The following is a 15317-nucleotide window of genomic DNA, read 5'->3' as shown; positions in this document are numbered from 1 at the left end:
ATTCTAAAATGATAGTTTCATTTTTATACATTTATAAAAACAAATGGAGGGAATTTAATTAATGAAGAAGCTTTTATCAGCAGTACTTACGGCGGTATTACTATTTTCGCCAGTTGGAAGCGTTATTTTCCAGGATCAAATCACAACAGTCGAGGCAAAATCGTACAAGTCAGGAAAGAAAAGCTATAACAGCAACAATAATAGCACAAATAACAATAATTCTTTTTTCCAAAATAAAAAGAATGATACAAATACTACCAACAAGTCTGCTGCCACTCCTGCTAAAAAGAGCGGTGGGTTAATGAAAGGTCTTATGCTAGGCGGTCTTGCCGGCCTCTTATTTGGGGGACTGTTTGCTAATATGGGAATGCTTGGCTCAATCCTCGGCTTACTTGTTAATGTATTGGCAATCGTTGTCATCATTGCGGTAATTCGTAAAATTTTCACTGTATTTAAAAACAACAAGAAAAAAGAGGATCCTAACCCATGGAGAGGCTAATCATCTCTGAACAGGATATAGTGAATGCCCTCTGTGTCTATATTTCTCGCAAAAAGCAGATAAAGCCAGAAGAGGTTGATATCGAACTAATGTATGACGATGATTACGGTTTTTCCGCGGAGGCTTACGCGAACGGGCGAAAGCAAGTACTTGTCACCATTAACATTATTGAAGCATTAAGATTATGGCTTGAGGAGTTCTTAAACCGGGACCCTTATTCCGGAATTGAATTAGTCTTGGATGATGAAGAAGGAATTATCGCGGTTATCAGCTGAAATAAAAAAGGATGTCACCTGACATCCTTTTTTATTTACCTAACACAAACTGTAAATGAGAAATCGCTCTGACGGGTTCTGCTCGAATTGATTCGCTAGGATAACTTCCTGCTTTAACTCAAATGCAGTATCCTTTTCTAAAAAATAAATATAATCCTCAGATGGATAGTATAAAATCAAGTCAATCTCACGCTTAGTATGTTCCACTGATAGCAATATGTTATTGATTACCCTTCTGAATATTTGTATGGAAAAGGGATTAAAGAAATAAAATCGATTATCCCTAGGATCCAGCTTATATTCCTCAGCTAATCCATTATGAAAATGTATCCTTTCCCTGCTATTTTTTCGTTTTTTTACATAACTATCTCGATTCTCCAATGCCTCATGATAAAAAATTAAGTTCATTTCTATCCCTGTAACGGTTATATGGTATAAATATTCAATAAAAAAATTTAACCTTCCTTTGCCGCAGCCGAAATCAACGATTTGGTCGCCCCTCTTTAATTCATATTGACTAAATAAGGTTTCCAAAGCACTATACGGTGTCGGTTCATATGGATGATAATGAAAAGACTTATAAAACCGCTTTTGCTCTTCACAAGTATGTATATTAAGCAGTTTGTCATAGTATTGTTCTTTCATTCAACATCCCCCATTCATTTCATTTTCCTATCTAAGTATAATCCTATAAGAGAAAATTATCATTATTGGAATGCTCCCAAAAAAATTAGGTAACCACCAAGTGATTACCTAAGATTCAGTCATTATTTGATTTTCCCAGAAGTAGTTCCGTTAGGACCCATTTCTTGTAAGAAGTGAGTTAATAATGCGTTATAGCTATTTGTTGACGCTGTCGCCCCAGAAACTGTATCCGCTGTTCCCTGCTTGGCAATCGCACTTTCAGTTAATTGAGCATATGCATCAACTGGCTCGATATCCATATGTGAACCATATTCTTTGTCCTCAGATTTCTTTGAGCCATCTTCTTTTATTTCATCATACTTAACAACAGTAATTTTTCCAGCCTCTACCTTTACTTCCATTGTTGGTTTGTAGCCGTGAGAATCAAATGTTTCATATTCTACGGTATAAGAGCCATCCTTTAAATCACCGGCAACCACTTCTTTTGACCCCTTATCAGCTGTTGTAGCTTCTTCTTTTTTACCAGTTAAGTCAACCTCTACACGATTCTCATATGCATTTTTAATCGCAGCAATAATATCGCCGTGAGCATCTGTAAGACTGAAGGTAGCACCTGTAGTTACATCTGCAAGCTCTGCTTTTTCCGCATCTGTCAGCTTGCTGTATTTTTCAATGTCCTCAGGCTTATCGGACTTTTCTGTCAGTGGTCTTCCATTTACATCTGAGGTATATTTAGCATTCCATTCTTCAATTTCAGCAATCGTTTTTCCTTTAAAGAATTCTTGGTAAAAATCCATTTGCTTATGCCAATCCATCATCATATTCATGCCGTATTGATCACCACGTTCACGCTTCGTCTGCCATGCATCAATTTCTGCCTTCACTGAGTCCACAGTATTCTCAGAAACTCCTGATACTTCACCCGTAGCATGATCTGTTATATTATATCCTTCCTTTGCTGGCCAGCCGGAGAAATGCGGCATTGACTCCCCATCATAGTTAGGTGTACTTACTTCTAGCGCATCTACATATAGATTAATAATTTTTCCCTCTGCATCAAACAGCGCATTCGCCGTAATATAGTTAAAGCTATATACCGGTACTTCCTGTGCATCCTTACCAGGACCCTCACGAAAATTCTTTGCCACACCTAAACCTTGATATACAACTGTCGGTGCTACTGCAACTTGTTGGGTTTCTGCTGCTGTTGCTTGTTTCTCCTCTGGTGCCTTACTCTCTTCTGTTCCACATGCGGCTAAAAGACTAGCACTTAGTGTTAATGCAGTAATAATGGAGAGTTTTCTCTTCGCTGACATCCTTAATCCCCCAAACTAGAATTATGTAATATTTTTGTAAAGTACTTTACAAAACTATAATAATCTCAGAGGAAAGAATTTACAATTTCATTTAAGGGAATTCATAGATTGTTCATCAACACACATTCACCTTTTGGACAAATCTATTTATTAATGAATTGAAAATCCTTGGAAAATATAGATTTCAAATCGAATAATAATTTAACTTATGGTATTCAATGGTTACCCATGATATTAACTTTATCAATACCGGTGATATTCTTAATACCACTTCATCATATTGTAAAACTTTTACTGATGATAAAAAAACGGTTATTGCGAATTCCACAATAACCGTTTTCAAAGGGCAGTCAGCCATTATTAATTTAAAAATGAGGTATCTACTAAGCCCGCCAATTCAGGTGATTCCTTAAGAAATTCTAATTCAAAAGAAGAGTGTGCAAATTGCTGTAAAACTTCTTCATTAATTTCAGTCGTGTAATTAATACGTTCCATTGCCTTTGCAACAAGGTCTTTGTCAAGCTCTTGCTTTGTTAAATCTTTAATGGCTTGAATCGCAATCGTTTGTGCTTCTTCTTTATTATTATTGATAAAATCAACTGCCTCCTGCTGTGCCTTTACTAGTGCTTCAGCAATCTCTTTATTTTCTTTTACAAGCTTTCCGTTTGCCGCTAATACGGTGTTTGGTAGTGTATGGCCATAGGCAATGTCATCTGTGCTTACGATTTCTTTTGCTCCGGCTAGGATTAAAGTCGATGCCCACGGTTCTGGGACAGCCGCTAAATCAACCTGACCAGATTCAAACATTCCTTGATACTGAGCAGGGTTTCCAGTGACATGCTTTAAAGACCCACCGATACGCGATGAAGCAAGCTTATCCATTCCTAAGTCCATTAAAAAGGTTTCAAATTGAACATCATGTGTACAACCAATACCAGGAGTAATAAATGTTTTACCCTCAATATCTTCTAAACTATTAATTCCACTTTTCTCACTTGCTACCACAACCGTACCACCTGAAGATGCACCTGCAAGGACCTTCACATTTGCTCCATTCGTAAAGTTATTCATGACAGGAGCAGGTCCAACTAAACCAGCATCAATATCACCAGATTTTAAAGCCGTCATAAACGTACCACCATCAGGAAAGGTTTTGTATTCAATTTCAATATTCTCACCTAATGCTTTTTCATAGTAGCCCTTTTCACGGGCAACCATCGCAGGTACGTGATCAATATTTGGAAAATAACCGATAACAACCTTATCTTTTCCTGACTCTCCTTTTGAACTTTCATCAGAGCCGCCGCAAGCTGCAAGTAATCCAACAGCTAATATTATAAATACAGATAAAAACCACTTTTTCATCATTTTTCGTTCCTCTCTTTTCTTATTTACGCTGCCTGTTCAAGACCCCATTTGGCCATGACACGCTTTTCAATCCTTTGAAAGATGAGTAAATCTACTGTTACACCTATAATTCCAATTACGACCATAATCGCCATAACCATATCCATTCGTCCAAAATCCGAAGCGTATTTTAATGTGTAACCAAGACCCGGACCTGTGCTTAACAATTCTCCCGCCATAAGTGCACGCCAGGCAAATGCCCAGGCCAGTCGAAGTCCAGTAACTGCATAAGGAATCGATGCTGGAAAAACAACTCGGACAAATAAGTCAATCCCACCCGAACCCATTGTTTGGGCTGCCTTAATATAGAGCGGGGCCACATTCTTAATCCCGGTTCTCATATTGATTGTCATCACGATAGCAGCACCCAATACAACGATAAAAATGACCGATTTCTCATTAAGTCCAAACCACATAATAGCAAGAGGAAGCCAGACAATACTCGGAATACTTTGCAGAGACAAGATTAGGGCACCAAGTGTTTCATCTGCCGTTTTGGACTTAGCAAGCAGAATTCCTAGCAAAACTCCAATGACAAGGGCAATCATTAACCCAATTAATAAACGCGTAAAGCTTGCTCCTAAGTCCTGAAATAATGACCCGTCTGCCAAACTTTCCTTTAGGCTCAGTACTACATCAGTCGGAGATGGCATCATTACTTTGGGAATATCAAAAACTCTGACAATCAGCTCCCAAACTCCAAATAAAGCTGCAAAGAATACAATTCGTTTAATAGCTAGACGCATATTTCATTTCCTCTTCTGCCACTTTATCTATTTCAGTTTTAAGCAGCTCCAGAATCATTTGTTCATACTGAGCCATTTCCTGGATATGCTTTTCACGGGGCCTTTCTATTTTGACCTGTAAATCCTTTAGAACCGTGCCTGGATGGGTTCCCATTACAATGATCCGGTCAGAGAGTTTTACCGCTTCTTGAATACTGTGAGTAACAAATAAAATCGTCTTTTTTGTTTCTAACCAAATACTTTCAAGTTCATCATGAAGTCTCATTCTGGTTTGCTCGTCAAGGGCACCGAACGGTTCATCCATTAACAGAACCCTAGGATTCATGGCCAATGCTCTTGCGATTGCCACCCTTTGCTGCATTCCGCCTGATAGTTCATGCGGGTTGTGTTTCGCATACGGACTTAACTGTACAAGCTTTAAGTATTTATGAGCAATCTCACGAGCGTCCTTCTTTTTCATTTCCTTTTTCAACGGGAACATGACATTTTCCTCTACTGATAACCAAGGAAACAAGGCGGCCTGCTGGAATACCATCCCTCTATCCTTTCCAGGCTTTGTTATTCTTTGATCATCAATCAGAACACTACCGCTGCTAGGTTTCGTAAGTCCGGCAACAATGGAAAGTAATGTTGATTTCCCGCAGCCTGATGGACCTAAAAGGGAAACAAACTCACCTTCTTTAATATGAAGGTCAATATCCTTTAACACCTTTTCTGTCTTACCACGATTAGTAAAACTCTTTTGAACGTTGTGTATATGAAGAAACATGTTCTCACCCACCTTATTGTACACTTTTAATATAATTCTCATTAGTTTAATCGGATTAATTATATTTATTATATAATGGCAGAGGATAATGTCAACAGTTTTTTCGCCTTTCCTTTTATATATTTATAAAAGTCCAAATTTTTATTTTTCATCATAGAAAAAGATGTAAGGTTGTTTTCTTGATAAGCGTATTATAAAATGACCTTAAACTTACTAGACTAATATGAATTATTGCTATTTATGACAAGGAAAGGAAGATCCAAAATGAAAATCTATAAATCCATCATTGATTTAATAGGAAATACACCTATTGTGCAATTAAATAAAATACCGGATTCCAACGGTGCGAATGTTTATATGAAATTGGAATCATTTAACCCTGGTGGGAGCGTGAAGGATCGTGCAGCCCTTAATATGATTGAGCGTGCGGAGGCCGAGGGTAGACTCATTCCAGGTAAAAGTACGATAATTGAACCAACCTCTGGGAATACGGGAATAGGAATTACAATGGTTAGTGCGGTAAAGGGCTATCGTTGCATCATCACGATGCCGGATAATGCAACACCTGAACGTGTTAAAATCATGAAAGCCTATGGTGCCGAGGTGATTCTGACACCAGCTAATCTGCGGATGCAGGGTGCTATTGATGAAGCCAATCGCTTAGCTGCTGAAATCTCTGACAGCTTCATACCTATGCAATTTGAAAATAAAGCCAATGCTGATGCCCACCGTAGTACAACTGCAGTTGAAATTATGGAGGCTTTTGAAGGGAAGCTAGATGCACTAGTACTGACAGCTGGAACGGGTGGCACTGTTACAGGAACAGGGGAAGAATTAAAGAAACAGATTCCGGGACTAAAAATTTTCGTAGTGGAGCCTTCTGGATCTCCAGTTCTTTCTGGAGGTAAACCAGGTCCTCATAAAATCCCCGGAACAGGTCCAGGGTTTATTCCCCAAATCTTAAATCGAGAAATTTATGATGAAGTACTACTCATTGAGGATGAGGATGCTCAGGTGATGGCTCGCCGTCTTGCAGCAGAAGAAGGAATCTTTGTCGGAGCTTCCGGAGCAGCTTCAGCCCACTTCGCTGTTCAGGTGGCAAAACAACTACCACCCTCAGCAAGAGTACTCAGCTTAGCTCCTGATACAGGTGAACGCTATTTATCCTCTGATTTGTTCCCTGGATAAGTAGAGTAAGAAACTGATTTCAAAGGGATAGCTTGAGCTATCTCTTTTACTTTCAGTTCCTCCTCATCAAACCGTACGTGAGGTTTTCCCTCATACGGCTTTCCGACGTTCTTCTTTCTTTGGCTTTACGGTGTCTAACCAGCCAATTTCACTAAAATATGATCAACTTCTTCTCTAACATCCTTTAGTTTTCCGTGCTTCTTTCGATTGTTCCTCTTTTTGTTATAAAACAAGACGAGGCGTTCTAACACATACCAGTCAATACGATTCAGCCATTTCTTTGCGTGAGTTGATATAAGGTAATAGTTCTTGAAACCTTGCAGTTTCCTATTTAGTCCTTTCACTAACTCTTTGATGTCCAAGAATAATTTATTCCTTGGTTCTGTGTAGGCTTTAATCTTGGAGCGCATTTTCTTCATTGCGTCCCTCTTCGGTATATGTGACATGACATATAACGTGTTTCCTCCTTTTCGTCTGATTGGAAACTTCCGATTATGAAAACCTAGAAAATCAAAACCATCTATGTCATTCCACAGATTAACTAGTCTCGATTTGTTTCTATTAATAGTAAGGTCGAGTTTTCCCATTATTGATTGGATAACCTTTATACTTTCAAGTGCTTGTGATTTGGTTTTGCACATGATGACGAAGTCATCCGCATACCTTATGAGTTCACCCAAGTCTTTGAACTTCTTCTCCCAAAGCATATCCATTGTATTTAAATAGATATTCGCTAAAAGAGGTGAAATTACACCACCTTGAGGTGTACCAGTAATCGGATTTCTTATTTTGCCTTCCTCCATTATGCCTGACTCTAACCATTTTCGAACAAGTTTTAAAACCCGTCGGTCACTAATCCTTTGTTCTAATAATTTCATCAACTTATGTTGATTGATATTATCGAAATATCCTTGGATATCGACGTCTACTACCCAAAAACATTTCTTACTGGCTTTTCTTATCTTTGCCATTGCTTGATGGGCATTTCGTTTTGGACGAAAACCAAACGAACAGTCATGAAAGTCAGCTTCGAATATTGGTTCAATAACCATTTTCGTTGCCATTTGTGCGACTCGGTCTTTAATAGTAGGAATTCCTAATGGACGTTTCTTACCATCATCCTTTGGAATATAGGTTCTTAGGACTGGACTAGGGTGATAACGTTTCTCCTTTAATTCTAGATAGAGTTCGTTCATAAATTTCTTCTCACCGTACTCCGAGACGATTTGTTCAATCGTCTGTCCATCGACACCTCCACTTCCTTTCTTACGTTTCACACGTTGCCACGCTTCCCATAGAATATCAGGACGATAGATTTTGTCATATAAAGCGTGAAATCTTCGAGTTGGACATTCCTTGGCACAAAGATATAACGTCTTCCAGAGTTCTTGAGCTTTTACATTATTGGTGTAGTTAGTCATTTTCCTGACATTCACTGACTCTTACCTCCTTCTGACATATGAACGAAGTAGGGTAATGGCTAACGCCGTCCTTCCCTAGACAATGTTGTGTTGTCATTGTCATCATTGGTACTATGACCCCCTCCGACTCCCTCTCATCCATCTACCATTTCGTTTGCACTTATAGGTTTCTGCTTTACTTTCTTGAGAAAGTGATGAGGAGGGTATCCCCAGTTCCGTTAACTACTTTCCTAACATGTCGTTCCCCTTACCCCGAGAGATTCTTCGGTACTGCTGTTCCAAGTTCTTCACACCTTCCATGGTCTTCGCCCATATTCACAAGGCTCGACTTCTCTTTAGCCACCGTAGGTGGGTTCTTTTGACGAGACGGCAGGATTCACTTTATGTTACAACCTGTTAGTTTGCTCGCACTCTGCTAGAGAGTTACTTTGTCACAGGGCTTCAACCTTAGAATTTCTTCACCAGTTGCCTGTCAGCTACTGAGCGTCTTGGTACTTACTCAGATTGGACTTTCACCAATTAGCAATTAACGGCTTGCTGGGCACGCTAAATATAAAAAGCCTGAATCTGACCTCTCAAGGTCAGATTCAGGCTTTTAGCTTAAACTGCTTCTTCAAGCAATTCTTCGTTAATATTGCTTTGTTTTTCTTCTCTTCTTTTCTCCGTCTCTGCCACAATGACGGCACAGGCAGCATCTCCTGCTGTGTTAACAGCCGTTCTTGTCATATCAAGCAAACGGTCAATCCCGATAATTAAGGCAATTCCTTCTACCGGCAGGTTGACTGTTTGCAATACCATAGCAAGCATAACCAGACCTACACCAGGTACACCAGCAGTACCAACACTTGCTAGTACAGCTGTTAACACAACTGTTATTAATTGAACAAAAGTTAGCTCAGAACCAACCACCTGAGCAATAAAAATCGTCGCAACACCCTGCATAATCGCCGTTCCATCCATATTAATAGTTGCGCCAAGCGGCTGTACAAAACTACTAATAGATTCAGGAACCTTTAGCTTTTTCTGTGCAACGTTCATTGAAACAGGAAGCGTCGCGCTGCTACTTGAAGTACTAAAGGCTACACTCATGGCTGGTGCAAAGTCCTTGATAAATTTTATGGGATTACGTTTACCAAGCAGGGCTACAGAACCGCCGTAAGTAATAATAAAATGAACAAAGAGAGCCAATAACACAACAAACATATAAAGACCCATCGCCTTCATAGCGTCAAAGCCCTGCTTTCCAACAGCTGAAGCAATTAAACCAAATGTGCCAAAAGGAGCAAACTTCATAACGGTATTAACCAAATACATCAGAATATCATTCGCTTGCTCGAAGAGGTTCATAATGCCCCTTACTTTATTACCAAGGACAGAAATACCTAATCCTATAAAAACTGCAAAAACAATAATCTGGAGCATATTACCTTCTACTAATGAACGAACTGGATTTGTCGGGATAATATTTAAAAGTGTTTCCGAAACTGGTGGTGCTTCGGCAGCATTGAATTCTGCTGTTGATAAATCAAACTCACCTGCTGCACCAGGTTGGAAAACATAGGCTAAAGCAATGGCAATGGAAATGGCTATTGCAGTTGTAACTAGGAAGAAACTTATCGTTTTTAAACCAATACGTCCCAATTTCTTGGGGTCACCCAACCCTGCTGCTCCCAATGTAATAGAAACAAATACAATAGGTACAACCAGCATATTAATTAGATTAAGGAATATTTTACCAAGTGGAGTAAATACATATTGGTCAATTTGAGGGAAAAAATCTCCGGTGAATAAATTCATAATTAAACCTACAGCGGCTCCTGCAATAAGGGAAAGAATAATTTTTGTTGATAGTTTCAATATAGTTTCCTCCTTTTCTATTACTATCTTAAAATGATTTTGTTGAATTTTTCATCCTAATGAATCTCATTTGCTATTCAATCACTGTATTTTGAGAATAAAAAATACACAGAGGAAATAACCCTGTGCAATAATATGCCAGTGACCCCTCAAATGGCCTACGAGGTTAGCTGTCGGGTTCGGGTTTTGAGAGTACCCTACCTTATAAAGGATTCACCCCATGTACATGTAATGTACGATTGGTTCCCCCGCTCTAAAATAGATTAAGCGAATTAGCTATGAAATTATTATATTCAAGTATTTTCTTAAACTTTTCTAATATAATTATTACAAAAAAGTTCTTTCCTTGTCAAGCATCTCATACGTAAAATTTTTTTTCACAAAAGAAACCTGTACACAAAATCGCACAGGTTAGAATAGGTTATTAGGTATTTGATGCTGATACAGCTTGTCTTGGAACACGTAATAATAAGATACCCCCAATAATGAATAGGATCACAAGACTAAATACTCCACTGTTTGTACTGCCGGTTATTTGTGCCGCTGCCCCAACTAATACCGGGCCTATGATTGCTGCAAACTTCCCAAAAATACTATAAAACCCAAAAAATTCATTTGATGACTCTTTTGGAACAAGCTTCGCAAAGTAGGAGCGACTCATTGCTTGTATTCCACCCTGAGAGGTTGCTACAAGCATGGCTAGGAGCCAGAAATCCAATGCTGTGTCTAGAAAATAGGCATAGCAGCAAATAAAAATATAAACCATAATTCCAATCATAATCATCGTCTTTTCGCCATATCTTCCACCCATTTTACCAAACAGGACCGTAAAAGGAGCCGCAACAACCTGCGTAACAAATAAAACAATTAATAAAGTAGTAGAAGTAATCCCTAGGTCAGAACCGAAGGCGGTCGACATATTAATAACGGTATGGACTCCATCAATATAGAAGAAGTACGCAAGTAAAAAGATGAATAAAGGACGATATAATTTAATATTTTTCAATGTTGTAAAGAGCTGCTTAAAGCTTGTAGAAACTGGATTTGAAACATGTTCCTTATAGTATTTCTGCTCCACATTCCTAAGCATCGGTATGGTAAATAGTCCCCACCACAGGGCAGTAATGGCAATCGCAACCTGACTTGCAGTAGTTGTTGCTAATGGAATAACCCCTTGTTGGGATAATAATATAATTCCGATGGATACAATAAATGGAATAGTGCTTCCAATATACCCAAGTGCAAATCCATTGGCCGAAATACGCTCCATCCTTTCCTCGGTTGTGACATCAACAAGAAAGGCATCATAAAAAACATTTGCTCCCGAGAAACCCATTGATGTAACCACAAAGCACACTAATAGTAGAAGCCATTGATCACTTGGTACGACAGCTAATAAAAGCGTAAAAAGAACCCCTAATGATGAAAAGATTATAAAAAGCCGTTTCTTATAGCCCTTGAAATCTGCAATGGTGCCTAATATTGGCGCTAAAACAGAAATTAACAGGGTTGCAAACGAATTCGCGTACCCCCAATAAGCCGTTGACGTTGATGCTGCTATTCCCGCTTCTGTCGCAGACGCTTTAAAATAGAGTGGAAAGATAGCGGTGACGACGACCAAGGTATATGCCGAGTTTGCCCAATCATAAAAAGCCCAACCACGTTCAGGCGCAGTCATTTTTCCCATATCGATACCTCGCATTCCTACTTGATACTAAATCCTAATATCAGTGTACTATGTATTGACTAAATATTATTTATATTTCATAAAATAATCCATCAAATTAATTTTATGAAATATAAAAAGCCCCGTACCTTCTAAAGTACGGGACCATTTTTTACCATTATACCATCACTTTACAGATATCGTTAGTAAACTCAACTGGATCCTGAATTGGCAAACCTTCAATCAATAAGGCTTGATTATATAGGAGATTCGTATATAATGCTAGCTTCTCTTGATCCTTTTCAAAAGCGGATTTTAAGGCTTCGAAGACTTCGTGATGAGGATTTATTTCTAATACCTTATCTGCTTTAATACCCTGATTGTCAGGCATCGCATTTAGAACCTTTTCCATTTCGATAGAAATTTCACCGTCAGTGGACAGGCAAACCGGATGCGTTTTTAATCGTTTTGAAATACGAACATTCTTTACCTTGCCCGCTAGAATATTTTGCATCTTTTCAAACAGATCCTCATTTTCATTTGATTCCTCAGCTGAATCTGTTTGATCCTCTTCAATACCAAGATCGCCGCTTGAAACTGACCTGAATTCCTTTTCTTTATAATTCATCAGCATTCTAATTGCAAACTCATCAATTTCATCTGTAAAGTAAAGAATTTCATAGCCTTTATCTGCAACCAATTCTGTCTGCGGAAGCTTTTCAATTCGTTCATTTGATTCACCGGTAGCATAATAAATATATTTTTGCTCCTCTGGCATTCTTAAGACATACTCATCAAGCGTAATGAGCTTCTTCTCTTTTGAAGAATAGAACATGAGTAGGTCCTGTAAAACTTCTTTATGAGTTCCAAAATCACTGTAAACTCCATATTTAAGCTGTCTGCCAAAAGAATTGAAAAACTTCTCATATTTTTCGCGGTCATTTTTCATCAAGCTCAAAAGCTCACTCTTAATCTTTTTATTGATATTTTTCTCAATCCGTTTTAATTGGCGGTCGTGCTGAAGCATTTCCCTTGATATATTTAGTGACAAATCTTCAGAATCTACCATTCCCTTTACGAAGCTGAAATAGTCTGGTAGCAAATCAGCACATTTATTCATGATGAGTACACCATTTGAATAAAGTTCCAAGCCTTTTTCATATTCCTTTGAGTAATAATCAAAAGGAATATTCTCAGGAATAAACAAAATGGCATTGTATCTGATCGCACCATCAACATTTGTATGGATTGTTTTTAACGGTTTGTCAAAGCCATATCGCTTTTCTTGATAAAATTTCTCGTAATCCTCATCTGTCAAGTCACTTTTATTTTTTTTCCAAATAGGAACCATACTGTTGATAATCTGTTCTTCAACAAAATCAACATATTCGTTATCATTATCTTCCTTTGGCTTACTAACGGTTACATCCATTTTTATTGGATAACGAATGAAATCAGAATACTTCTTGATGATTTCTTTTAAACGATATTCCTCTAAGAACTCATCGAAACGGTCTTCCTCAGTATTTTCTTTAATTTTCAGAATGACTTCTGTTCCGACTGAGTCCTTTTGACACAGTTCTATCGTATAGCCATCTGCTCCCTCTGATTCCCATTTGTATGCCTCATCACTACCTAACGCCTTACTAATAACTGTTACAACATCAGCAACCATGAATGCTGCATAAAATCCTACACCAAATTGACCGATAATATCATATCCGTCCTTCAATTCATTTTCACTTTTAAAGGCTAACGAGCCGCTTTTGGCAATCACTCCGAGATTGTTTTCCAGCTCCTCTTTAGTCATTCCAATACCCGTATCCATGATTTTCAGGGTTTTATTTTCTTTATCAGCCTCTACTTTTATGTAGTAGCTATCCTGATCAAACCGTAGAGTGTCATCTGTTAATGCCTTATAATAAATCTTGTCAATCGCATCACTAGCATTCGAAATTAATTCTCTTAAAAAGACCTCCCGATGAGTATAAATAGAATTAATCATCAAATCTAGCAGCCTTTTTGATTCTGCTTGGAATTGTTTCTTTTCCATGTCAGCATCTCCTTTCATATTTAAAACTAGGTGAAGTGTACGCAGTTAAACCATTTATTAAACATATCAATTAGCACTCTACCATTCAGAGTGCTAATTGTGATATTAATTTAATAACATATCCATTTTCAAGTGTCAATATTTATGGGAAAATTTCGGATGTACACAGCCTCTACTCCATCAATCTATTCTGAATACTTTCTAAACACAAGCGTGGCATTATGTCCACCGAACCCAAAGGAGTTGGATAATACAATTTGTAGATTCTTCTCCCTTGCCGTATTTGGCACATAATCTAAATCAAGGTCTTCATCCTTTGTTACATAATGAATAGTAGGAGGCATGATACTGTCTCTAATGGCTAAAAGCGAAAAGATTGCTTCAACTGCGCCTGCTGCACCAAGCATATGACCTGTCATAGATTTTGTTGAGCTGACTGACAGCTCGTATGCATACTCCTTAAAAACATTTTTAATTGCTTTTGTCTCATATAGATCATTCAATGGTGTGGAGGTTCCATGTGCGTTTATGTAATCAACCTGTTCAGGTAATATGGCAGCATCCTTTAATGCTAACAATATTGCCCTGGCAGCCCCTTCGCCATCAGGTGCAGGCGACGTAATGTGATAAGCATCACCTGTAGCACCATACCCTATTAGCTCTCCATAAATTTTAGCCCCTCGCGCAAGCGCATGCTCTAATTCTTCTAAAATAATAATTCCTGCTCCTTCTGCAATGACAAATCCATCACGGTTTTTATCGAACGGGCGGCACGCTGTGTCTGGATCAGGATTCGTAGATAGTGCGGTCATATTAGAGAAGCCGGCAATGGTCATTTCGGTAATGGAGGCTTCTGTTCCACCCGCAACCATCACTTCTACATTCCCATTCTGAACTTCGCGAAAAGCATCGCCAATTGAATTCGAGCCAGAGGCACAGGCTGTTACAGAGCAATTATTCATCCCTTTTGCACCTAATTCAATGGATACTCTTCCAGCAGCCATATCAGGAATAAACATTGGAATGGTAAACGGATTTACCCTTCTCTGTCCCTTATCAAGAAACTTTCGATATTGCTCTTCAAACTCACCTAAACCGCCAATCCCTGAACCAATCCAAACACCAACACGTTCAGGCTCCACATTTTCACCAATTTGAAGACCAGCATCATCTACCGCCATTTTACTGGCTGCAACAGCAAATTGACTAAAACGCCCCATTCTTCTTGCTTCTTTTCGATCAATAAAATCCTCTGGAGTAAATCCCTTAACCTCTCCAGCCAGTTTCACATCTACTTTTTCTACATCAATCATGATAGCAGGAGCTATTCCTGACTGACCCTTTATAACACTTTCCCATGATGCTTCAGCATCATTTCCTACCGGAGTAACAGCACCAATACCGGTAATCACAACTCTTTTTTTCATATTTATATCTCCCCACTGTATTTATACTTATTTTAACCCGTGAATCAT

The 15317-nt window shown here is 38.5% G+C and carries 13 protein-coding genes and 1 riboswitch; of the genes, 3 read left to right on the top strand and 10 right to left on the bottom strand.

Annotated features, from left to right (window positions below):
• The first annotated feature begins 61 nt into the window (after positions 1–61).
• Entirely contained in the window at positions 62–499 is a 438-nt protein-coding gene (locus tag BQ5321_RS07945) for a hypothetical protein (protein ID WP_071393986.1), read from the top strand.
• Positions 487–774: a YxcD family protein gene (locus BQ5321_RS07940; RefSeq protein WP_071393985.1), complete on the top strand. Its 288-nt coding sequence runs from the start codon at positions 487–489 to the stop codon at positions 772–774. The genes BQ5321_RS07945 and BQ5321_RS07940 overlap by 13 nt, the downstream gene beginning before the upstream one ends.
• A gap of 39 nt (positions 775–813) precedes the next feature.
• Here BQ5321_RS07940 and BQ5321_RS07935 read toward each other — a convergent pair whose 3' ends face one another.
• From BQ5321_RS07935 to BQ5321_RS07915, 5 genes are all read right to left on the bottom strand, one after another.
• On the bottom strand, positions 814–1419 hold the full coding sequence (locus BQ5321_RS07935) for a class I SAM-dependent methyltransferase (protein ID WP_071393984.1): 606 nt from the start codon (positions 1417–1419) through the stop codon (positions 814–816).
• 122 nt (positions 1420–1541) lie between these two features.
• Positions 1542–2735 (bottom strand): FMN-binding protein, encoded by a 1194-nt coding sequence (locus tag BQ5321_RS07930; protein WP_071393983.1) that lies wholly within the window; start codon positions 2733–2735, stop codon positions 1542–1544.
• Between the two features lie 360 nt (positions 2736–3095).
• Complete coding sequence (locus BQ5321_RS07925) at positions 3096–4100, bottom strand: ABC transporter substrate-binding protein (protein WP_071396818.1); 1005 nt, start codon at positions 4098–4100, stop codon at positions 3096–3098.
• A gap of 26 nt (positions 4101–4126) precedes the next feature.
• A complete protein-coding gene (locus BQ5321_RS07920) occupies positions 4127–4888 on the bottom strand; it encodes an ABC transporter permease (protein ID WP_071393982.1) in 762 nt (253 codons plus the stop codon).
• A complete protein-coding gene (locus BQ5321_RS07915; protein ID WP_071393981.1) occupies positions 4872–5657 on the bottom strand; it encodes an ABC transporter ATP-binding protein in 786 nt (261 codons plus the stop codon). The genes BQ5321_RS07920 and BQ5321_RS07915 overlap by 17 nt, the downstream gene beginning before the upstream one ends.
• Positions 5658–5921: 264 nt before the next feature.
• Here BQ5321_RS07915 and cysK point away from each other — a divergent pair, with 264 nt between their 5' ends.
• The gene (cysK, locus tag BQ5321_RS07910; RefSeq protein WP_071393980.1) at positions 5922–6845 is read left to right on the top strand and encodes a cysteine synthase A; all 924 of its coding nucleotides are present in this window, start codon (positions 5922–5924) and stop codon (positions 6843–6845) included.
• 134 nt (positions 6846–6979) lie between these two features.
• Here the strand turns inward: cysK and ltrA are convergent, their stop codons facing one another.
• From ltrA to fabF, 5 genes are all read right to left on the bottom strand, one after another.
• Positions 6980–8281 (bottom strand): group II intron reverse transcriptase/maturase, encoded by a 1302-nt coding sequence (gene ltrA / locus BQ5321_RS07905; protein ID WP_084786688.1) that lies wholly within the window; start codon positions 8279–8281, stop codon positions 6980–6982.
• Positions 8282–8866: 585 nt separating this feature from the next.
• Entirely contained in the window at positions 8867–10123 is a 1257-nt protein-coding gene (locus BQ5321_RS07900) for a dicarboxylate/amino acid:cation symporter (RefSeq protein WP_071393979.1), read from the bottom strand.
• Positions 10124–10264: 141 nt separating this feature from the next.
• Positions 10265–10403: riboswitch (cyclic di-AMP (ydaO/yuaA leader) on the bottom strand.
• Positions 10404–10547: 144 nt separating this feature from the next.
• The gene (locus tag BQ5321_RS07895) at positions 10548–11810 is read right to left on the bottom strand and encodes an MFS transporter (protein ID WP_071393978.1); all 1263 of its coding nucleotides are present in this window, start codon (positions 11808–11810) and stop codon (positions 10548–10550) included.
• Positions 11811–11967: 157 nt separating this feature from the next.
• On the bottom strand, positions 11968–13842 hold the full coding sequence (gene htpG, locus BQ5321_RS07890; protein WP_071393977.1) for a molecular chaperone HtpG: 1875 nt from the start codon (positions 13840–13842) through the stop codon (positions 11968–11970).
• 185 nt (positions 13843–14027) lie between these two features.
• A complete protein-coding gene (fabF, locus tag BQ5321_RS07885) occupies positions 14028–15269 on the bottom strand; it encodes a beta-ketoacyl-ACP synthase II (RefSeq protein WP_071393976.1) in 1242 nt (413 codons plus the stop codon).
• Positions 15270–15317: the final 48 nt, after the last annotated feature.

The organism is Bacillus tuaregi, assembly GCF_900104575.1.
In the GTDB taxonomy this organism is placed as follows: Bacteria; Bacillota; Bacilli; order Bacillales; family Cytobacillaceae; genus Bacillus_BD; species Bacillus_BD tuaregi.
Note: the sequence above shows the minus strand (reverse complement) of the source record. Positions and strands in the feature narration are given on the sequence as shown.